Below are 20,086 nucleotides of genomic sequence, written 5' to 3'. Positions count from 1 at the left end.
GCAGGCCGTGGTGCCAGGCCGCCCGCCAGTCGCGGGCGGCTTCGGCGCCGAGCAGCTGTTCGGCTCGGGACAGCGCCGCGGCCGCGGCGTCGGAATCCCCCAGCGCGACCTGCGCGCGCGTCTGGGCGAACGCGATTTCGGCCGAGGGCTCGCCGAACATCGCGAGCTTGCCCAGCCAGCGGTGCGGCCCCGGCGCGCCCGCGATGGCGATGAACTCGGCCGCGGCGTCTTCGGGGGCGACCCGCGGGATCGGCAGCCGGCCGGCCCCGTCGGCGGCGCTCGGCAGGCCGAGGTCCAGCGGGCCGTCGCCGCGTTCGCCGCCGGCCCAGTGGTCGAGGCCGGGCACCGCGCCGAGGCCGTCGTCGAGCAGTTCCGCGGTGTCCTCGAACAGCGCCGACGGCACCGGCCGCGGCCGTTCGTCGCGCAGCGAAAGGATTTCCCGGCGCACGCCGTCGAGCTGCTCGGCCATTTCCGCTGCCGTGGCGAACCGCCGCTCGAACGGCGCGACGGCCCGTTCGAGCACCCGGTGCAGCGAGTCCAGGCCGCCGGCGACCCGGTCCGGGTCGATGTCTTCGCTCGCGGCTTCGAGCAGCACCTGCAGCGTCCGGCCGACGGTGTGCAGGTCCGAGCGCACGGTCAGGCCGTGCCGCGCGAGCTCGTGCGCCGGCGCCTGGAACCCTTCGGTGCCGACGCTCGGCCCGGCCGGGTCGTCGAGCGCGCGGGCCGCGCCGAGGTCGATGACCTTGACCCGCTTGTCGCCGTGGATCACGTTCTCCGGCTTCATGTCGCAGTACAGCAGGCCTTCGCCGTGGAGGTAGTCGAGCGCGCCGAGGATCGCCCGGCCGTAGACGATCACGTGCTCCACCCGCGGCGGCGGCCCCTGCTTGAGCAGGTCCCGCAGCGACCGCCCGCCGACGTACTCCATCACCAGGTAGGTGTCCGGTTCGCCACCGCCGGGCGCGGGGTGTTCGACGAAGTCGCTGATCCGCACGATGTTCGGGTGGTCGAGCCGGACCAGCACGTCGCGTTCGACCCGCGCCATCGCCTTCAGCACGGCGTTGCCGCTGTTGATCACGCCCTTGAGCGCGACGTGCTGACCGGCCAGCGCGGTGTCGGCGGCCAGGTACACCCATCCGAGCCCGCCCCGGGCGAAGCAGCCGAGGACGTCGTAGCGGTCGCCGACCCGCTCGCCGCGGTTCAGCTTGGGCAGGAAGGAAAAGCGCTCACCGCAGTTTTCGCAGTATCCTTCGGCGAACGCGGGTTCGCCGGCGTACGCCCGGCCGACGGCTTCCCCGCAGTGCCCGCAGAACCGGTGCTGCTCGGGGTATTCCGGGTCGGCGAGGACGAGCTTCTCCGGGTCCGGCACCTCGATCGCGGGCAGCGACTGGAAGTCCGCCTCGCCACTCCACAGTTCGACACTGCGGCGGGTGCTTTCCGGGGCCGGCAGCGACGTCGGCGGCGGCGGCTCGGCCGGCACCCGGCGGCGGCCGCACACCTCGCAGAACCCGATCGGGCCGACCGGACGGCCGTGGCACCACGCGGTTTCGGTCGTCACGCGCCCTCCAGCCGGCGGCGGACCGCCCGTACGTACCGTTCGACCAGCCCGGCGGCGGCTTCCGGCTCGCCGGGCCGCAGGGTCAGCGCCGCCATGGCCGGCCGGTACAGCTCGGCCAGTTCCTCGTCCTCCATCAGGCCCGCGTCGGTCGCCTTGGCGTTGTAGCCGCGCAGCCGTCCGTGCAGTTCGTCGTGCCGGGCGGCCAGCGCGTCGAGTTCGGCGTACAACCGGACCAGCGCCCACCGGGCCGCTTCCGCGTCGCGTTCGGTCGCCGCCAGCGCTCGCCGCACCCGGCCCGGCTCGATCCGCTCGCCCGCCGAGCGCAGCGCCGCCAGCCGCAGCCGCAGATCCGCGGAGCTGCCGGGCACCGCCGTGCGCGCACCGATCCGGGCGGCTCGCTCCCGCGTGCGGTCCTCCTCGTGCTCCACCATTTCGACCAGCAGCGCCAGCCGAGCCAGGCGTCGCGCGTTGCGCTCGTTCTCCCAGCGCCGGGCCAGGCGCACGCCGGGCGAGTCGGGCCCGCTGAACTGGACCAGCACGGTGGCGCCCTTGTCGACCAGCGGCCGCACCACGTCGGTGAGCACTTCCTCCGGCGCCCGCGCGTCTTCGACGCCGGTCACCGCCACCGCGACGTCCTCGGGATTGGTCTCCAGCACGGTGAGCACTTCGCCGGTGCTGATCCCGGCGCTGACGTGTTCGGCCACCTCGCCGGTGGTCTTGCCGGTCGCGTCCACGATCGCGGCGAGCCGCTCGCCGGAGCCCCGGCGCTCGCGCCGCACCTGGGCCAGGAAACCGTCCCGGACGGCGGAGTCGCGGTCCCCGATGACGACGATCAGCGGGCCGGCCGACGGCCGCGGCGGCTCGCCCACCCACCGGGCGACGTCGGGCACGTGCCGGACGATCACCTCGACCGGGATCAGGTAGGCGAGCCCCGCGCGTTCGTCGGTGTACTCGGTGACCACCATGCCGAGCACCGCACCGGTGGCCTTGTCGATCACGCCGGCGCCGCTGAACCCGCGCCGCACGCGCTCGCCGGGCAACGGCGAATTGAGCTGGATCCACTCTCCCGCGGCGCCGGCCGGGCCGGCCAGCTGAGCGTTGTTCACCCAGACGCCGTAGCGGTGCGGCGCCGGAAAGCCGTAGGTGTGGACCACCCGGTCACGCACCGCGCCGAGCCGGACCAAGGGCGCGCCCGGCACGTGCGGGAACGCTTCGGTGAGGTCCAGCAGCGCGATGTCGCCGCGGCCGTCTTCCGACGGCGGCACCCAGCAGCCGGGCCGCACCGCGGCGAGCGTCTCCGGCATGCCGTCGAGCCCGACGAACCGCACCAGCACGGACGCCCCCGAAAGCGCTTCCTCCCCCGCGGCCTGCACGACGTGCGCGCAGGTGAGCACCGTGGATTCGCCCAGCAGCATGCCGGCGCCCAGTGCCCGGCCCGACGAGTTCACCAAGCACACTCGCCACGGTTCCGGATCCCCCGCGCGCCCCTCGGCAGAACCGTTGTGCTCCCTCACCGGGTGCGACCTTACGACCCCGCACCGACAGTCCGGGGCGGGTTCGCCCGCTTACCCCCGCAGATCACCCGATCGGCCGCCGAACGCCGGGTGGCCGTGGAAAACTCACGAACCCGCGCCGGCGGCCGGTGCGTGATCTCAGGCAATCGTGCGCAGCCGGCGGAGGGCGAAGAACACCAGCGCGGCCGCCAGGAGCACGAAGATCCCGGTCTCGATGCCCTGGAAGAGCCAGAACCGGTCCCCCGGCTGGTACTGCAGCCAGTTCATCGCGCCGGGGCCGACCGAGTCGTCGCCGCAGCCGCCGGGCGGGCACGGGCCGAGCTGGGCGTTCGGCAGGACCAGGTCCCCGGCCGCGTTGCGCACCCCGACGTCCATCACCCAGTTGCCGGACGCCGGGTTCGGCGTCTGCCCGCCGGTCGGCGAGAAGGTGAGGCTTGGGGCGGGCAGGTACCGCGGCCGGGCGAGGACCTCGATCGCGACGCGGACCGCTGCGAACCCGACCAGCGCGATCCCCATGGCGGGCAGGACCTTCCGCCACTGTGTCCCGGCGAAGACGCCCAGCGCCAGCGCGAACAGCGTGTACGCGATCGGGACGATCCCCTGCACGTCGAACGAAAGGTAGTTCAACCGGCCGGTGCTCGCGCTGACCAGCGGCCGGAACCACCACGACACGCCCAGCGCGTACCCGACCGACAGCACGGTGGTCATCGCCCCGACCAGGCCGAACTTGGCCAGCGCCCACTGCAGGCGGGTCACCCCCTGCGTCCACACCAGACGGTGGGTGCCCTGCTCGACCTCGCGGGCCACCAGCGGTGCGCCGAAGAACACGCCGACGAGCACCGGCAGGACCACGAACAGCACGGCGATGAACACCATGCCGCCGAACTCCTGCTGGAACTGGTGGCCGAGGCTTTCGCACCGCGAAACGGCTTCGGTCTGCGTGATCAGCGACGCGCTGCCGAGCGCGGCGCGGCAGGCACCCAGGCCGAGGTTGTCGTACTTCGCGTGCATCGCCAGGCCCGTGGGCACCATCAGCGCGCCGAGCGCGGCCAGCGCGGCGAGGGTGAACAACGCCTGCTTGCGGTGTTGCCGCCAGACCAGCCAGATCACGCCGGCACCTCCCACGCGGACGCCGGAACGCGGGTCTCCGCCTCGGCGAGGTGCGCGAGCACCACGTCTTCCAGGGTCACTTCGTGCTCCGTCCACAGTGGATCGATCGGGCCGTCGCCCCGGCGGACGAGCATGGTCGACTGGCGTTCGGTGTGGCTCGCGCGGACCACCTCGGCGACCCCGGCGATGGATTCGCTGCCGGCCCGCGGGCCGGTGAGCGTGCAGTGGCCGGCGAGCAGCTCGTCGACCGGACCCGCCAGCCGGACGTGGGACCGCTGCAGGACGATCAGGTGGTCGCAGCTGCGTTCCAGGTCGGCGAGCAGGTGCGAAGACAGCAGCACGGTCGTCTCGCTCTCGGCCACCGCGCCCATCAGCGTCTGCATGAATTCGCGGCGGGCCAGGGGGTCGAGGCTGGCGATGGGCTCGTCGAGCAGCAGCAGCCGGGGGCGTTTGGCCAGCGCCAGGGCCAGGGCGACCTGGGCGCGCTGGCCGCCGGAGAGCTTCCCCACCGCCTGGTGCGGCGGGATGCCGAGCATGGCGAGCCGGTCGCGGGCCAGCGCGGCGTCCCAGCGGCGGCGGTTGAGCTTGCCGCCCATGGTGACCAGCTCCGCCGCGGTGAAGTCGCGGTAGAGCGGGGTGTCCTGCGCGACGAACCCGATGTCCGTCAGAGCCTCGTGCGGGGTCCGCCCGAAGACGCGCACCTCACCCTCGTCGGGTTTCAGCAGGCCGACGACCAGGTTCAGCAGCGTCGTCTTGCCCGCGCCGTTCGGGCCGACCAGCGCGGCGATCCGCCCGGCAGGCACCTCCAGCGCGCAGTCGCGCAACGCCCAGGTGCGGCCGTAGCGCTTGCCCAGCGCCGCGGCTTCCACCGCCAGTTCCATTCCGGACTCCCTACGACAGGTCGTGCGGCACCCGGGTGCCGCGGATCGTGGTCTCGATGAGGGCGGCGATGTCGTCCGGCGACATCCCGGCGGCTTCGGCGCGTTCCAGCCAGGCCACCAGCTCGTCACGCAGCTGCCCCTGGCTGCCCAGCGACGGCCCGGCCAGGCTGCCGGTGACGAACGTGCCCACCCCCGGGCGGCCTTCGGCCAGGCCTTCCAGGACCAGTTCGCGATAGGCCTTGAGCACGGTGTTCGGGTTGATCGCCAGCGCCTCGGCCACGTCCCGCACCTTCGGCAGCTGGTCGCCGGGCCGCAGCAGGCCGACGCGCAGCGCCTGCTTCGCCTGGACGACGAGCTGCATGTACGTGGCGACCCGGGAACGGCCGTCGAGCACGAACTCGATCACCTGCCCACCCTCCTATTGTCTTACGACATTAAGACAACACCTCCCGGTGCACGGCTGTCAAGGCATAGGGTCTCGATCGGACGCGCACACCGGCACCGGGAGGCAGGCATGTCGTTGTTGGACGAGCTCGGCAAGGCGATCGCGGGCGGAGCGGTCGAGATCGTCGACCTGACCGCTCCCCTGAGCTCCAGCACGCCGATCCTGCGGTTGCCCGAGCCGTTCGCCAACACGATCCCGTTCCGGCTGGAGGAGATCAGCCGCTACGACGAGCGCGGGCCGCGGTGGTACTGGAACGACATCCACACCGGCGAGCACACCGGCACCCACCTGGACGTCCCGGTGCACTGGGTGTCCGGAACGGACGGTCATGACGTCTCGCAGGTGCCGCTGAAGACGCTGGTGGCGCCCGCGGTCGTGCTCGACTTCTCCGCGCGGGCCGCAGAAAACCCGGACTTCCTGCTGTCGATCGACGACGTCCGCGCGTGGACGGCGGAGCACGGGCCGCTGCCGGACGGCGGCTGGCTGCTCTACCGCACGGGCTGGGACACCCGCAGCGGCGACCAGGAGGAGTTCCTCAACGCCGACGAGGCCGGTTCGCACACCCCCGGCGTCTCCCCCGAGTGCGCGCGGTGGCTCGCCGAGGAAGCGCCGATCACCGGCCTCGGCGTGGAGACGGTCGGCACCGACGCGGGCCAGGCGCCCGGCCTCGAGCCGATGTTCCCCTGCCACGAGCTGCTGCTGGGCGCGGGCAAGCACGGCCTGACCCAGCTGCAGAACCTCGCGACGCTGCCGCCGACCGGCGTGCTGCTGCTGGTTTCCCCGCTGCCGATCGTCGGCGGCTCGGGCAGCCCGGCCCGCGTGCTGGCCCTGGTGGAGCGGTGAACGTCGCCGAACTGGTCGGCCGGACCCTGGCCGGCCTCGGCGTCGGCACGGCGTTCGGGGTGGTGGGCAGCGGGAACTTCGAGGTGACCAACGCGCTGCGGGCGGGCGGCGTCCGGTTCGTCGCCGCCCGCCACGAGGGCGGCGCGGCGAGCATGGCCGACGCGTACGCCCGGATGAGCGGCGAGGTGTCGGTGCTGTCGCTGCATCAGGGCTGCGGGCTGACCAACGCGGTCACCGGCATCACGGAGGCGGCCAAGAGCCGGACGCCGATGCTGGTGCTCACGGCGGACTCCGCGGGCGCGTCGGTGCTGTCGAACTTCCGCATCGACCAGGACGGCCTGGCCGCGGCGGTCGGCGCGGTGCCGGAGCGCGTGCACTCACCCGAGAGCGCGGTGGCCGACACGGTGCGGGCGTTTCGGACGGCCCGGCAGCAGCGCCGGACGGTGGTGCTGAACCTGCCCCTCGACGTCCAGGCCCAGCCGGCGCCGGAGTCGCCCCCACCACCGGTGCCGGCCGGCCCCGCGCCGGTGCGGCCGGACGCCGCCGCGGTGGCGGCGCTGGCGAACCTCCTGGCGGCGGCCGAGCGCCCGGTGTTCATCGCCGGCCGCGGCGCCCGTTCGAGCGGGGACGTGCTGCGGGAACTGGCCGCGCGGTGCGGCGCGCTGCTGGCGACGTCGGCCGTGGCGCACGGCCTGTTCCACGACGACCCGTTCGCCTTGGGCATCTCGGGCGGCTTCGCCTCCCCGGCGGCGGCCGAGCTGATCGTGGGTGCCGACCTGGTCGTCGGCTGGGGCTGCGCGCTGAACATGTGGACCACCCGCCACGGCAAGCTGCTGAGCCCGCACGCGAAGCTGGCGCAGGTCGACCTCGAGCAGGCGGCGCTCGGCGCGCACCGCCCGATCGACCTGGGCGTCGTCGGCGACGTCGGGTGCACGGCGTCGGACGTCCTCGCCCTGGCCTGTTCGAGCCCGGGCTACCGCACGGACGAGGTGGCGGCCCGGATCGCGGCGGGCCGCTGGAACGACGTCGCGCACGAGGACCTGTCCGGCGACGGCCGCATCGACCCCCGGACGTTGAGCAGGCTCCTGGACGAGCTGCTGCCCGCCGAGCGGATCGTCTCGATCGACTCGGGCAATTTCATGGGCTACCCGAGCGCGTACCTGTCGGTGCCCGACGAGCAGGGGTTCTGCTTCACGCAGGCGTTCCAGAGCATCGGCCTGGGCCTGGCAACGGCCATCGGAGCGGCGCTGGCCCGCCCGGACCGCCTGCCGGTCCTGGGCACGGGCGACGGCGGGTTCCACATGGCACTGTCCGAATTGGACACGGCGGTCCGCCTGGGCCTGCCGCTGGTGGTGATCGTCTACAACGACGCGGCGTACGGAGCGGAGGTCCACCACTTCGGCGACGCGGACATGGCGACGGTCCGCTTCCCGGATTCCGACCTGGCGGCCCTCGCCCGCGGCTTCGGCTGCACGGGTACCACGGTCCGCTCAGCGGAGGACCTGTCCCCGGTGCGCGACTGGCTCGCCGGGCCGCGGCCGGGTCCGTTGGTGATCGACGCCAAGATCGCCGACGACGGCGGATCCTGGTGGCTGGCGGAGGCGTTCCGCCACTGACCCACCCTTGACAGGGGACGTGGGCGCCGGGATGCTGGCCGAGTTGTCTTACAGTCGTAAGACAGTGGGGGAACTACCCGAGGAACTCGCATGCGACTTTTCTTGGCCGTGCTGACGGCCGCCGTTCTCCTGGCCGGCGTTCTGCTGGCCGCCCCGGCGGACGCGGGCCAGCAGCGCCCCGACCCGGTGACAGGGCTGCTGGCAGCGTTCGACAGTCACCCGATCGTGGCAAAGTCCAGCCCCGACGTCGGGACGTTCGTGTTCGACCTGATCCGCGACCCCAGGTTTCCGAGCCGGGTGAACGACATAGCGGTGGAGTGCGGCAACGCGCGTCTCCAGCCGATGCTGGACGCGTACATCTTCGGAGCCGAGGTCCCGGGGACCAGCCAGGTGTGGCGCGACACGACGCAGCCGAGCTGCGGCTTCTCGACGTTCTACGAGCAGCTGTTCGCGTTGGTCCGCCAGGTCAACACGACGTTGCCGGCGGCGCGCAAGATCCGGGTGCTGGCCACCGATCCCCCGATCGACTGGAGCCGAGTGCGGTCACCGGCGGACCTCGACCCGTTCCTGGACCGCGACGCGTCGATCGTGTCGGTGGTGAAAACCCAGGTGTTGCAGAAGAACCGAAAGGCCTTGATGCTGTTCGGCTTGGGTCACCTGACCCACGACGGAGGCAGCGCAGCGGTAGCCCAACTGGAACGCGCCTACCCGGGGGCGGCGTATGTCATTGCGGACCACCGTGGGTTCACGACGGACAACGCGCGACTGGAGCGGTTGCTGGGTGCTTGGCCGGCTTTGGTGCCGTTGAAGGGTTCGTGGCTGGGTGCGCTGGAGACGACGTACTTCCCGGTCAATCGGGAGTATCCGCCGGGAACGCGGGGGTATCCGGGGGTGGACGCGTATTTGTACGAGGGCCCGGCGGATCTGTTGCTGCGCGAGCCGTTGTCGGCCCGCGCGGTGCTGGACACGGAGTACTTGGCGGAACTCCGCCGCCGAGCCGCGGCGATCGATGCGCCGCCGGATTCGATCGAGTGGCCGGAGACGTTCTTCGAGCGGGAGCGGACATCGGGAGTCTTGCTGCGAGGTTGAGGGCCGGGGTGGCCCCGGTGGCGACCGGGTCGCGCGGCGGCGGGCGAGGCTGCGCGGCGATGGGGCGACGTTGCGCGGCGATGCGCGAGGCTGCGCGGCACTGGGGCGCGGGCGCGGGGCGATGTTGCCCGGCGGCGGGGCGACGTTGCGTGGCGGGTTTGTGGGCGGGAGGGGCGTGGGTGTAGGCCCGTAGCCGTCTTGGGCTCTAGTGGTGGTTGCAACACCCTGAGCTGTTGAGGGGTTGCTGTGTTCGAGATCCGCGAGGACCGGTCGCCTCAGGGGCGTAAGAAGCTGCTCGCTGAGCGTCAGGCCTATCTTGATCTTGTGGCGAGAGGTGTGAGCACTGCGCAGGCGTGCCGGACCGTGGGGATCAACCCGCGGACCGGTCACCGGTGGCGGAACGGACGACCGAGCCGGGCCAAGGCCGGGCGGGAAGCTGATCGACGGCCTCCCGCCCGGCCGGTGTCGTTGTCGGACCGGTTTCTGTCGGTTGAGGAACGGATCGTGATCGCGGATCTGCGGCGTGAAGGCCGCTCGCTGCGGTCCATCGCCGCGGAACTGGGCCGCGCGGTGTCCACCATCAGCCGGGAAGTGCGCCGCAACGCCCATCCCGGCTCGGGTGACTACCGGCCGCACGCCGCCCAGGACCGCGCCGATGCCCGCCGCCCCCGGCCCAAGACCGGCAAACTCGCGGCGAACCCGCAGTTGCGTGCGCTGGTGCAGGACATGCTCAACGAGAAGTTCAGCCCCGAGCAGATCAGCAACCGCCTGCGCCGCGACCACCCCGACCGGCCGGAGCTGCACGTGACCCACGAAACCATCTACCAGGCCCTCTACGTCCAAGGGCGAGGCGAACTCCGCCGCGAGCTCACCCGTGCGCTGCGCACCGGACGCACCATGCGCAAACCCCGCCGCAGCGCCGAACAACGCCGGCCTCGCTTCACCGCCCCGATGATCATGATCAGTGACCGCCCCGCCGAGGTCGACGACCGCGCGGTACCCGGGCGCTGGGAAGGCGACCTCATCATCAGCGGTGACCAGCAATCAGCGATCGGCACCCTCGTCGAACGCACCACCCGCTACGTCCTGCTCGTCCACCTGGGCCGCAGCCGCACCGCCGAACACGTCCGCGACGCCCTCATCACCACCATCCAGACCCTGCCCGATCACCTCACAAGGTCACTGACCTGGGACCAAGGCAGCGAGATGGGCCGCCACCACGAGTTCAGCATCACCACCGGCATCCCGGTCTACTTCTGCGATCCCCACTCACCCTGGCAACGCGGCAGCAACGAGAACACCAACGGCCTGCTACGGCAATACTTCCCCAAAGGCAGCGACCTGTCCGTCCACAGCCCCGAAGACCTGACCACCGTCGCCGCACAACTCAACCGCCGCCCACGCAAAACGCTCGGCTGGGACACCCCAGCCGAGCGCTTGGCTACACTCCTGGCCAAAGCCAGCTAATCAACTGTGTTGCAACGACCCCTCGAATCCGCCCCGTGTGGCTGCGGGCCTTCCCGTGTTCAGGCTGCGAATGGCAGCGGTTCGTGGAGGTTGTTGCGGCGGGGTTTTCGGCGGCGGTCGAGGAAGGTGGGTGGAAGGAATTCGGGGAGGCCGTCGGGGGCGATGCGGACTTCCCAGCCGGAGCGGTGCAGCAGCCGGTGGTGGTGAGCGCACATCAACACCAGGTTGTTCAGGTCAGTAGGGCCGCCGTCGGCCCAATGCCGGATGTGATGGCCTTGGCAGTGCCGGGGTGGGCGGTGGCAGCCGGGGAACGCACAGCCGCGGTCGCGTAGGAACAACGCCCGGCGGAGTCCGGCGGAGATGAGGCGGCGGAGGCGCCCGAGGTTGAGCGGTTCACTCTTCGCACCCAGCACCGCGGGGATGACCATGGCGTCGCAGGCATGGACGCGGGCTTCGGCGGCGGTCATGGTCCCGGTGTCACCGAGCGTGGCCTGACCGGCGCCGGACTTCAGCTCGGTGAGGGAAACCGCGACCATGACGTGGGCTCGTTCCCCGGCCTGCATCGGCAAGTCCGGGGAGTTGAGGGCTAGGTCGATCGCGTCGGAGAACGCGTCGCCGTAGCGCTGCGGCATCGCGCGGTGGTCGGGGCCGTCGTCGCCGGTGCGGCGCTCGGCCAGCGCGTCGAGCAGGGCGCTGGCGCGGGTGCCGGTCTCGTCGTCGAACTTGCCGTTCAACTCCCAGACCCCGGATCTTCGGCGACGCAGAAACAGTTCCCGGGTGGGAGTGGAAGGTTCGGTGTCGTCGGGCTCGGCACCATCGGGGTTGAGGTGAGCAAGGATCCGGGCACCGAGGACCGCAACCTGCTTGTGCCCAGCCTCGGCAGCGAAAGCCAACAGATCAGCCTCGACGTGGTCACGATGCTCGGGCGGAACCTCCGCCAGCACCCCGGTGATCGTGTCGATCACCGGGGCACTCAGCGACCCGGACAAAGCAGCAACACCCGTGGCCGGCGCCAGGGCGGGGATCGGGGTGCCATCGAGGTTGCGGCCGGGATTGACCAAACGGGCCCGCTTCACCAGACGTTCCGCCGCCGACCTCGGAAGGTCACCCAGGTGCTCCAGCAACCGGGCAACAGACCGGTAGCCGAACACCTCCATCACCCCACGCTGCTCGATCTCCACCAGCAGCGCGCCGACTTCAGCTTCAGCAGAGCGGATGGCCGCGAGCAACTCACCGAGGCGGTCGGCGAAAGCCACCGCCTCGGCGGACGAACGAGCGCTGTCGGACATAGATCAAGATTACCGACCATCGAACACGAGTTCATCACTCGAACGGGTAGGAACTCCAGTCACACCATGGGAGACCCAGACATTGGCCTCAACGTACACCGCGTAATCATCCACAGTGGACACAAATATCGGCGCAAGAGCTCCGGGAACCACAACCAACCCGTCACGATCGAACGGCAACCCGGTCCACCGCCGCCAGTCGGCCAGAGAACCCTGCACCGTGGCCGAACAAGGAGCCACGCACTCGATCACGCCTCCGGCTCGGACATGCGTCCGCAGCCAGCGATCGACAGGCAACCCGTCCGAACGAACAGCCGACGCGTACTCCGCCATCGAAACACCAGGATCCTTGTCCGGCGGCCGAACCGGGATGACCAGCGACAAAAGCCCCGCCGCCGCAACAGCTTCCCGCATCGCGGCGAGCACTGCCGATGACAGTCCCCGCCCCCGGCACGAAGGATCCACCGCGATCTCCAGACCGCAAGCGGTATCCGGAGCGACAGCGTCGAGCGCGTCCTCGGCAGCCCACACGACCACCTCGTCCCAGCCACGGGCCGGAAAGCGGGCCAGCAAGCTCGTCAAGCTCCCCTCCATGAACTGCGGCGAGCCCGGCGGGTACGGGATCGCGTACACCGCCTCGAAAAGGTCCGGCCGCCCGGCCAGCGTCACAGCCTCCACGGGCTACCGCGACCAGGATTCGAGTGCTATCAACGTCTTCGTCCCCGTCACCTGGTGGTGCCGGCGGATCTCGTCGATCGTCTTCTGCAAATGGGCCATGTCGCGGACGCGCAGCCACACCAACGCGTCCGGGTCGCCCGCGATCGTGAACACCGCCTGGGCCTCCGGCATCCTCGTGGTCGTCCGGAGGATCTCGGCCACCTTCGTGTTCCCCACGAACCTCAGCTCGGTGAACGCCTCGATCCCCCAGCCCAGCTTCGCGTGGTCGACCTGGACCGTGAACCCGGTGATCACCCCGCTCTCCCGCAGCCGGTCGATGCGGCGCTTGACCGCCGCCGTCGACAGGGTGACGCGGGCGGCGATGTCCGACAGCGTCCGGCGGGCGTCCTCGCGCAGCAGGCCGAGGATTTCGTGGTCGGTGGCGTCGAGCAGCTCTTCGGGCATGCGTCACAGCGTAGTCCGACGCAAAAATCAGCACCAAAAGCCGCATTCGACCGCCGAAATTTGCGTCGGGGTCGACAAAGCAACACCGCCTGTTGCGCCACTGTGGCCCACGTCGCATCGTGCCCGAAACGAAGGGAGCGCGCCGTGGAGACGTTCACGCTGGAAGACCGCTATCTGCGGGAGGCCGGGACCGTGCACCTGACCGGGGTCCAAGCCCTGGTCCGACTGCTGTTCGACCGCGTCCGCCACGACCGCGCCCACGGGGGCGACCCCGCCGTCTTCGTCTCCGGCTACGAGGGCTCGCCGCTGGCCGGTTACGACCTCGAACTCGGCCGCCGCGCGACGCTGCTGGAGAAGCACGACGTCGTGCACCGGCCCGGCCTCAACGAAGAGCTCGCCGCGACGTCGGTGATGGGCAGCCAGCTCGTCGCCGGGGCCGGCGGGAACCGGGGGGTCACCGGCTTCTGGTACGGCAAGGCCCCCGGTCTCGACCGGGCCAGCGACGCCCTCCGCCACGCCAACCTGGCCGGCACCGACCCGCGAGGCGGGGCGGTCGCCCTCGTCGGCGACGATCCCAACGCCAAGTCCTCCACCGTCCCCTGCGCGTCCGAGCTCGCCCTCGCCGACCTGGCCATTCCCGTCCTCTTCCCGGCCGACGCCCAGGACGTCCTCGACCTCGGGATGCACGCCGTCGAGCTGTCGCGGGCCAGCGGGCTGTGGACGTCGCTGAAAGTCGTCGCCAACGTCGCCGACGCGTCCGGCACCGCCACCGTCCGTCCCCAGTGGACCGCACCACGCATCGAAAAGGCCTACCGGCACACACCGACGTCCCGGCTGCTCGGCGCGAGGCTCGCCGAACTGGAACGCAGCCTCTTCACCGTCCGCCTCCCGCTGGTCCTCGACTACCTGCGCGCGAGCACCGTCAACCGGATCACCGCCCGCGGACCGGCCGACCGGATCGGCATCGTCGCCGCCGGGAAGTCCTTTCTGGACCTCCAGCAGGCGCTGCGCACCCTCGGCCTGGACGAGGGCGAGCACGGCATCCGCATCCTCAAGCTCGGCGCGATCCACCCCCTGGAACCCGCGATCGTCCGCGATTTCGCCGACGGCCTCGACGACATCGTCGTCGTCGAGGAGAAGCGCGCTTTCGTCGAAACCGCGCTCAAAGAGGTCTTGTACGGCACGACGAACGCACCGCGGATCATCGGCAAGAAGGACCACGACGGCCGGACGCTGTTCACCGAGCTCGGCGAACTGGACCCGGACGGCATCGCCGCCGGCCTGGCCCGGGTCCTGCCGCGGGACATCCCGTCGGTCGAGGCCTACCGCGGACGCCGTCGCCGCGAGCGCATCGCCGTCCCGCTGCTCGCACGCACGCCGTACTTCTGCTCGGGCTGCCCGCACAACTCGTCGACGAAGGTGCCGGAAGGCACGCTGGTGGGCGGCGGCATCGGCTGCCACACCATGGCCCTGTTCATGGAACCCGACCAGGTCGGCACCGTCCTCGGCGTGACGCAGATGGGCGGCGAGGGCACCCAGTGGATCGGCATGGCGCCGTTCGTCGAGGCGCAGCACTTCGTCCAGAACATCGGCGACGGCACCTTCACCCACTCCGGCAGCCTCGCCGTGCGCGCGGCGGTCGCGGCCGGCGTGAACATCACCTACAAGCTGCTCTACAACTCCGCCGTGGCGATGACCGGCGGCCAGGACGCGGTCGGCGGGCTGCCCGTCGAGAAGGTCGCCCAGCTGCTGCTCGTCGAGGGCGCGAAGCGGGTCGTGATCACCAGCGACGCCCCGGCCAAACACCGGAAGCTGCCCGCGGGTGTCGAGGTCCGCGACCGCTCCGAACTCCTGCGCACGCAGGAGGAACTGGCCGCGGTCAAGGGCGTGACCGTGCTGATCCACGAGCAGGAGTGCGCGGCCGAGAAGCGGCGGAAGCGCCGGCGCGGCAAGCAGACCGCGCCCGCGACGCGCGTGGTCGTCAACGAGCGCGTCTGCGAGGGCTGCGGCGACTGCGGCACCAAGTCGAACTGCCTGTCCGTGCAGCCGGTGCAGACCGAGTTCGGCCGCAAGACCGCGATCCACCAGTCGTCGTGCAACGTCGACTACTCCTGCCTGGCCGGGGACTGCCCGTCGTTCGTCACCGTGGTGCCGTCCGGGAAGAAGCGGCGCCGGAAGGCCGTCGAGTTGGCCGCCGACGCCGTTCCCGCGCCGAAAACCCGGGACACGGACTTCACCGTGCGGATCACCGGGATCGGCGGCACCGGCGTGGTCACCGTGACGCAGATCCTCGCCACCGCCGCGGTCCTCGACGGACGCCACGTCCGCACGCTCGACCAGACCGGGCTCGCGCAGAAGGGCGGCGCGGTCGTCTCCGACCTGAAGGTGACGGCGGAGCCGGTCGAACAGGCCCCGAAGCTCGCGGCCGGCGAGTGCGACCTCTACCTGGCCTGTGACGCGCTGGTCGGGGCGGACGCGGCGAACCTGAAGGCCGCCGATCCGGCCCGCACCACCGTCGTCGTCTCCACGACCGAGGTCCCGACCGGCCGGATGGTCGTCGACACGACGGTGTCCTTCCCGGAGCCCGGCAGCGTGCTCGCGCCCCTCGAAGCCGCCGCGAAGCGCACGGTGTCGCTGGACGCGCGCGGACTGGCCGAGGAGTTCTTCGACGACGACCAGTTCGCCAACGTCCTGCAGCTCGGCGCGGCGTTCCAGACCGGCGCGATCCCGCTGCCCGCGTCGGCGATCGAACGCGCCATCGAGCTGAACGGCACCCAGGTCGCCGCGAACCTGCAGGCGTTCCGCCGCGGCCGCCTGCTCGTCACCGACCCCCCGGCGGCCGAAACCCCGCCCGCGACGGCGAAGCCGCACCCGATGCGGGCCCTGGTGCACGCCGAGCCCGGCTCCGAGCTGGCGCGGCTGCTCGACATCCGGATCCCCGACCTGGTCACCTACCAGGACAAGGCCTACGCCCGCGCGTACGCGGAGTTCGTCGAGCGGGTGCGGGTACTGGAGGACGGGCCGACGGAGATCACCGAGGCCGTCGCGAAGCACCTGTACAAGCTGATGGCGTACAAGGACGAGTACGAGGTCGCCCGGCTGTCGCTGGACCCGGCGTTCACCGACGGCCTGGAAGAGCAGTTCGGCGCGGGCACGAAGTACGCCTACCGGCTGCACCCGCCGGCCCTGCGGGCGCTCGGGATGCGGCGCAAGATCAGCCTCGGCCCGTGGTTCCGGCCGGCGTTCCGGCTGCTGCACGCGCTGCGGCGGCTGCGCGGGACCCGCTTCGACCCGTTCGGCCGCGCCGAGGTGCGGCGGGTCGAGCGCGAGCTGATCGAGGACTACCGCAACGTGGTCCTGGAGGCGTTCCGGACCCGGGACCGAGCACGGGCACTGGCGCTGGCCGAGCTGCCCGACCTCGTCCGGGGCTACGAGGACGTCAAGCTCGCCAACGTGGCGAAGTACCGCGAACGGCAGGCCGAAGTCCTCACGCCCGCAAGTAGCTGAGCATCGCCTGGGCGCCGTCGGGGACGCGCAGTTTCGTGCCGACGTCCCCGGCGTGCTGCCGGGCCGCGGCGGTGCCGATGCCGAGCAGCCGCCCGATCGTCGGCACCGAATGGCCCTCGGCCAGCAACGCCACCACCTCGCGCTCGCGGGGTGTCAGGGTCGCCACGGGGTCGCCGGGCCGGGGCCGGGCCAGCTGCACCGCCACGACGTCGCGGTCCAGGACCGTGCCACCGGCCGCGACGCGCCGGAGGGCGTCGAGGAACTCGTCGGGCTTGCCGACACGCTCCTTGAGCAGGTACCCGGCTCCCCCGCCGCCGGCGGCCAGGAGGTCGCCCGCGTAGCCGTCTTCGACGAACGCCGACAGCGCGAGGATCGCCAGGCCGGGGACGCGGCGCCGGGCTTCGAGCGCGGCGCGGAGCCCTTCGTCGGTGAACGTCGGCGGCATCCGGACGTCGACGACGGCCAGGTCCGGTTCTCCGGCCTCGACCGTCGCGACCAGGTCGTCCGGGTGGTCGACGGCGGCGGCGACCTCGAACCCCTCGCTGCGCAGGAGCAGCACCAGCCCCTCGCGCAGCAGGGCGTCGTCCTCCGCGATCACGATCCGCACGACGGCTGCCTCCTCGCGTCCGCGTCATCCCCTGCCTGGGTGCACGGACGTACGAGGCAAAACGTTCAGCTCTGGCCGGACCAGCCGCTCAGCCGGGTCAGCAGGCGTTCCAGGACCTCGGGGTCGGCGGCCACCGGATCGCCGGAGACCGGCTCGTCGACGAGCGTCCGGCGGTCCTGGCGCCGGGGCAGGCGCACCTGCCGCGCGGTCATGCCGCCCGGCAGCGGCAGTTCGCACCAGGTGGTGCGGCCGCCGCCCTCGGCGGGCGAGACGCCGAGCCGCTCACCGGGGCGGGCCGGGGTGTCCGGCCGTCCGGGCACGTCGTCGTCGACCTCGATCGAGAGCACCTCGGCGCGCAGCCGCAGCCGCAGCGTCACGAAGGCGGGCGCCTTCGGGTCGCTCGCGTCGATCACGGCCTCGACCAGGCGTCTCGCAGTGGCGGTCACCTGCTCCAGCATCGGCAGCAGGGACCAGTCGGTGAGAATCAGGCGGACGAACAGCTCGGTGACCGGCAGCGCGCTGGGCTGCGCGACGAGCCGGATGTCGTCCATCTGGGAGGTGTGCGCGCTCAAACCCGACCTTCCTCGCCCAAGGTGCGCCTGTGCCGCACCACGTCAGTCCGCCCGCCGCGGCACGGTACCGCCCGGGCCGGGCGTTGCTACCGTCGGGGCCATGGGTGAGCTGCTCGAGGACGAGGCCGAGCGCGTCGAACGGCTGCTCGGCGCGCAGGCGAAGGCGGTCGAGCTGTTCGCGGCGGTGGCCGGCCGCGGCATCCTCGCCCCGGGGGTCCGGGAGACCGAGGCGAGCGACGCGATCCGCGACCTGGCCGGTGACCTGCTGGGGATCCGCCGGTACTGGCACAAGCGGATCGTCCGGGCGGGGGTCAACACGCTGCGGCCGTACCGCGAGAACCCGCCGGACCGGGTCCTGGCCGCCGACGACATCGTGTTCGCCGACTTCGGCCCGATCTTCGAGGAATTCGAAGCGGACTTCGGCCGGACGTTCGTGCTGGGCGAGGACCCGGTCAAGCACCGGCTGCGCGACGCCCTGCCGGTGGTGTTCGACGCCGGCCGCGCGTACTTCGCCGCGCGGCCGGACGTCACGGGTGCCGAGTTGTACGCGCACATGGTGGCGCTGGCGCGGGAGGCGGGCTGGGAGTTCGGCGGGGAGATCGCAGGCCACCTGGTCGGGCAGTTCCCCCACGAGACGATCGACGGCGCCCGCATCGACTCCTACATCGCCCCCGGCAGCGACGGCCCGATGCGGCGGCCGGACCGCACCGGGCGGACGTCGCACTGGATCCTCGAGGTGCACCTCGTGGACCGGGAGCTGGGCATCGGCGGGTTCTTCGAGCAGCTCCTCGACCTCGGGCCCGCCGCCGCGGACTCCTGACCGGGCTCAGACCCGGGCCGGCACCCACAGCTCGTCGATGGCGCGTTCCGCCGCCGCGAGGCTCACTTCGGCGAGCGGGATGAGTTCCGCCAGCGCCGGGCGGACCGGCGCCAGCGTCAGCTCGGCGGTGATGAAGCGCGGCTCCAGGCCGGTCAGGGAGACGCCGTGCGGGAGCCACTGCTGGGCGTGGTCCCAGCCTTCGCGGGGCGTGCCCTCGCCGTAACCGCCGCCCCGGCTGGCCAGCACGACGAACTCGCGGCCGCCGAGCAGGCCGGCGTTTGTCTCGGGGTCGACCGACAGGCCCGGGGCGATCAGGTGGTCGACCCAGGTCTTGACGCTGCTCGGCGGCCCGAAGTTGTACAGCGGCAGGCCGAGCAGCACGGTGTCGGCCGCCTTGACCTCCTCGACGAGCTCGACCGTCCGCGCCCAGGCCGCCGCCTGCTCGGGCGTGTGCTCCGCGGGTGGCACCCGCCCGGCCATGGCACCGGCCGCGTCGACGTGCGGGATCGGGTGAGAGCCCAGGTCGCGGTAGGTGAGGGTGCCCTCCGGGTGCGCGGAGCGCCACGCCGCCGCGGCCCGCGCGCTGAGCCGCCGGCTCACCGAGGCGTCGCCCTGGATGCTCGAGTCGATGTGCAGGAGATGAGCCATGTCGTTAGCCGTCCATAGATCGTTGGTGTAGGACAAACCATTGATAGCACATCGACCATTGGACTGGCCATATACTGGGCGGCATGACCTCGCTCCCGGTCGTCAACCAGCCCCCGCACCGCTGCGGCGCGCTGGTCGACCACCTAGCGCGCCGGCTGCGGCTGCGCAGCGAGTCGGTGCTGGCCCCGCTCGGCCTGCGGCCGCGGCACCTGATCCCGCTCACGGTGCTGCGTGACCGCGGCGGCAGCTCGCAGCAGGACCTGGCGAAGATCCTGGAAATGGACAGCACGAACGTGGTGACCCTGCTCAACGAGCTGGAGACGGAGAACCTGATCGCGCGGCGCCGTTCCCCCGAGGACCGCCGCCGTCACCTGGTCGAGCTGACCGACGTGGGCGCGAAGCTCCTGGCGCGGGCGGAGTTCGCGTTGACGGCGGTCGAGGACGAGGTGTTCAGCGGGCTGAGCGACGAGCAGCGGGAGACGCTCTACGAGCTGTTGCAGCAGGCCACGCGCAAGACCGGCGTGGAAGCCTGCCGGGAGACGCCGCCCTGCTGAGCGTCACGCGCCGGCGATGTCCCGCGCCAGCTGCTGCGCTTCCGGCAGCGTGAACTTCCCGGTGATCTGCGTGGCGCCGTCGGTGATGGCGGCCTGGATCTGCGGCGCGGTGAGCACCCGGCTCTTCACGACCATCGCGACCTGCTTGCCGACGTTGCTGCCGGTCCACTCCGCCCACGTCCGCGCCCCGGCCGTGCTGAAGCTGAGGTTGACGACGGAGCTTCCCGTCGCCGGGTCGAGCCGGGCCTCCACCCAGCCCACGTCCGCGCCGCTGAGGAACCCGGGGCCGAGGACGAACCGGCTGCCCGTCACGGGGTCGCAGCTCACCAGCGGGAGCGCCGGGTCGTCCCGGCCGTCCAGGGTGTCCGGCACGCCCGGCGCGCAGTCGAGCGCGCGGGCCGCGGCCTCCTGCGCGGCCGGGTCCGTGCTCTGCCGCTGCCCCGGCGG

19 protein-coding genes are annotated in these 20,086 nt (G+C 71.9%); 7 read left to right on the top strand and 12 right to left on the bottom strand.

All coding sequences use genetic code 11. The features are described 5' to 3' along the window. From ACWEVN_RS34670 to ACWEVN_RS34650, 5 genes are all read right to left on the bottom strand, one after another. Positions 1–1,555, bottom strand: a 1,555-nt coding sequence (locus ACWEVN_RS34670) for a protein kinase domain-containing protein (protein ID WP_452054083.1), incomplete at its 3' end; no start/stop codon positions are given. After that, positions 1,552–3,003 (bottom strand): trypsin-like peptidase domain-containing protein, encoded by a 1,452-nt coding sequence (locus ACWEVN_RS34665; RefSeq protein ID WP_452054085.1) that lies wholly within the window; start codon positions 3,001–3,003, stop codon positions 1,552–1,554. The genes ACWEVN_RS34665 and ACWEVN_RS34670, both read right to left, overlap by 4 nt. Positions 3,004–3,207: 204 nt before the next feature. Then, on the bottom strand, positions 3,208–4,179 hold the full coding sequence (locus ACWEVN_RS34660) for an ABC transporter permease (protein ID WP_449683761.1): 972 nt from the start codon (positions 4,177–4,179) through the stop codon (positions 3,208–3,210). Continuing rightward, a complete protein-coding gene (locus tag ACWEVN_RS34655; RefSeq protein ID WP_452054082.1) occupies positions 4,176–5,060 on the bottom strand; it encodes an ABC transporter ATP-binding protein in 885 nt (294 codons plus the stop codon). Before ACWEVN_RS34655 ends, ACWEVN_RS34660 begins: the two co-directional genes overlap by 4 nt. Positions 5,061–5,070: 10 nt before the next feature. After that, positions 5,071–5,466 carry a GntR family transcriptional regulator gene (locus ACWEVN_RS34650; RefSeq protein ID WP_310972014.1) on the bottom strand — a complete coding sequence of 132 codons (396 nt, stop codon included), beginning with the start codon at positions 5,464–5,466 and terminating at the stop codon, positions 5,071–5,073. Positions 5,467–5,574: 108 nt separating this feature from the next. Here ACWEVN_RS34650 and ACWEVN_RS34645 point away from each other — a divergent pair, with 108 nt between their 5' ends. From ACWEVN_RS34645 to ACWEVN_RS34630, 4 genes are all read left to right on the top strand, one after another. Then, a complete protein-coding gene (locus tag ACWEVN_RS34645) occupies positions 5,575–6,348 on the top strand; it encodes a cyclase family protein (protein ID WP_452054081.1) in 774 nt (257 codons plus the stop codon). After that, complete coding sequence (locus ACWEVN_RS34640; protein WP_452054080.1) at positions 6,345–7,964, top strand: thiamine pyrophosphate-binding protein; 1,620 nt, start codon at positions 6,345–6,347, stop codon at positions 7,962–7,964. The genes ACWEVN_RS34645 and ACWEVN_RS34640 overlap by 4 nt, the downstream gene beginning before the upstream one ends. A gap of 90 nt (positions 7,965–8,054) precedes the next feature. Further along, positions 8,055–9,053, top strand: a complete 999-nt coding sequence (locus ACWEVN_RS34635) for a hypothetical protein (protein WP_452054079.1) — start codon at positions 8,055–8,057, stop codon at positions 9,051–9,053. Between the two features lie 291 nt (positions 9,054–9,344). After that, on the top strand, positions 9,345–10,520 hold the full coding sequence (locus tag ACWEVN_RS34630) for an IS30 family transposase (RefSeq protein ID WP_452054084.1): 1,176 nt from the start codon (positions 9,345–9,347) through the stop codon (positions 10,518–10,520). 59 nt (positions 10,521–10,579) lie between these two features. Here the strand turns inward: ACWEVN_RS34630 and ACWEVN_RS34625 are convergent, their stop codons facing one another. Genes ACWEVN_RS34625 through ACWEVN_RS34615 form a run of 3 tightly spaced genes read right to left on the bottom strand, consistent with a single transcriptional unit; the run spans position 10,580 to position 12,931 of the window. Further along, a complete protein-coding gene (locus ACWEVN_RS34625) occupies positions 10,580–11,809 on the bottom strand; it encodes a DUF222 domain-containing protein (protein ID WP_452054078.1) in 1,230 nt (409 codons plus the stop codon). Positions 11,810–11,818: 9 nt separating this feature from the next. Then, positions 11,819–12,478: a hypothetical protein gene (locus tag ACWEVN_RS34620; RefSeq protein WP_452054077.1), complete on the bottom strand. Its 660-nt coding sequence runs from the start codon at positions 12,476–12,478 to the stop codon at positions 11,819–11,821. A 12-nt stretch (positions 12,479–12,490) separates the two neighbouring features. Then, positions 12,491–12,931: an Lrp/AsnC family transcriptional regulator gene (locus tag ACWEVN_RS34615; protein WP_310971539.1), complete on the bottom strand. Its 441-nt coding sequence runs from the start codon at positions 12,929–12,931 to the stop codon at positions 12,491–12,493. On the opposite strand from ACWEVN_RS34615, the gene ACWEVN_RS34610 reads away from it, so the two are divergent. Beyond that, positions 12,899–16,438 carry an indolepyruvate ferredoxin oxidoreductase family protein gene (locus ACWEVN_RS34610; protein WP_452054076.1) on the top strand — a complete coding sequence of 1,180 codons (3,540 nt, stop codon included), beginning with the start codon at positions 12,899–12,901 and terminating at the stop codon, positions 16,436–16,438. The two genes, ACWEVN_RS34615 and ACWEVN_RS34610, sit on opposite strands and share 33 nt — an antisense overlap. On the opposite strand, the gene ACWEVN_RS34605 is transcribed toward ACWEVN_RS34610, so the two are convergent. Continuing rightward, complete coding sequence (locus ACWEVN_RS34605; protein WP_449684192.1) at positions 16,419–17,045, bottom strand: response regulator; 627 nt, start codon at positions 17,043–17,045, stop codon at positions 16,419–16,421. The two genes, ACWEVN_RS34610 and ACWEVN_RS34605, sit on opposite strands and share 20 nt — an antisense overlap. Before the next feature lie 65 nt (positions 17,046–17,110). Continuing rightward, positions 17,111–17,617, bottom strand: a complete 507-nt coding sequence (locus ACWEVN_RS34600; protein WP_449684193.1) for an ATP-binding protein — start codon at positions 17,615–17,617, stop codon at positions 17,111–17,113. A gap of 100 nt (positions 17,618–17,717) precedes the next feature. On the opposite strand from ACWEVN_RS34600, the gene ACWEVN_RS34595 reads away from it, so the two are divergent. Then, entirely contained in the window at positions 17,718–18,437 is a 720-nt protein-coding gene (locus ACWEVN_RS34595; RefSeq protein ID WP_452054075.1) for a M24 family metallopeptidase, read from the top strand. Between the two features lie 6 nt (positions 18,438–18,443). Here ACWEVN_RS34595 and ACWEVN_RS34590 read toward each other — a convergent pair whose 3' ends face one another. Continuing rightward, complete coding sequence (locus tag ACWEVN_RS34590) at positions 18,444–19,085, bottom strand: FMN-dependent NADH-azoreductase (RefSeq protein ID WP_452054074.1); 642 nt, start codon at positions 19,083–19,085, stop codon at positions 18,444–18,446. An 83-nt stretch (positions 19,086–19,168) separates the two neighbouring features. Here ACWEVN_RS34590 and ACWEVN_RS34585 point away from each other — a divergent pair, with 83 nt between their 5' ends. Beyond that, positions 19,169–19,639 (top strand): MarR family winged helix-turn-helix transcriptional regulator, encoded by a 471-nt coding sequence (locus ACWEVN_RS34585; protein ID WP_310971533.1) that lies wholly within the window; start codon positions 19,169–19,171, stop codon positions 19,637–19,639. Positions 19,640–19,642: 3 nt separating this feature from the next. Here the strand turns inward: ACWEVN_RS34585 and ACWEVN_RS34580 are convergent. Then, on the bottom strand, positions 19,643–20,086 hold a 444-nt coding region (locus ACWEVN_RS34580), incomplete at its 5' end, for a SecDF P1 head subdomain-containing protein (RefSeq protein ID WP_452054073.1).

This window comes from Amycolatopsis sp. NPDC003861 (genome assembly GCF_053605405.1).
This window is presented reverse-complemented; position numbering and strand designations above follow the sequence as displayed.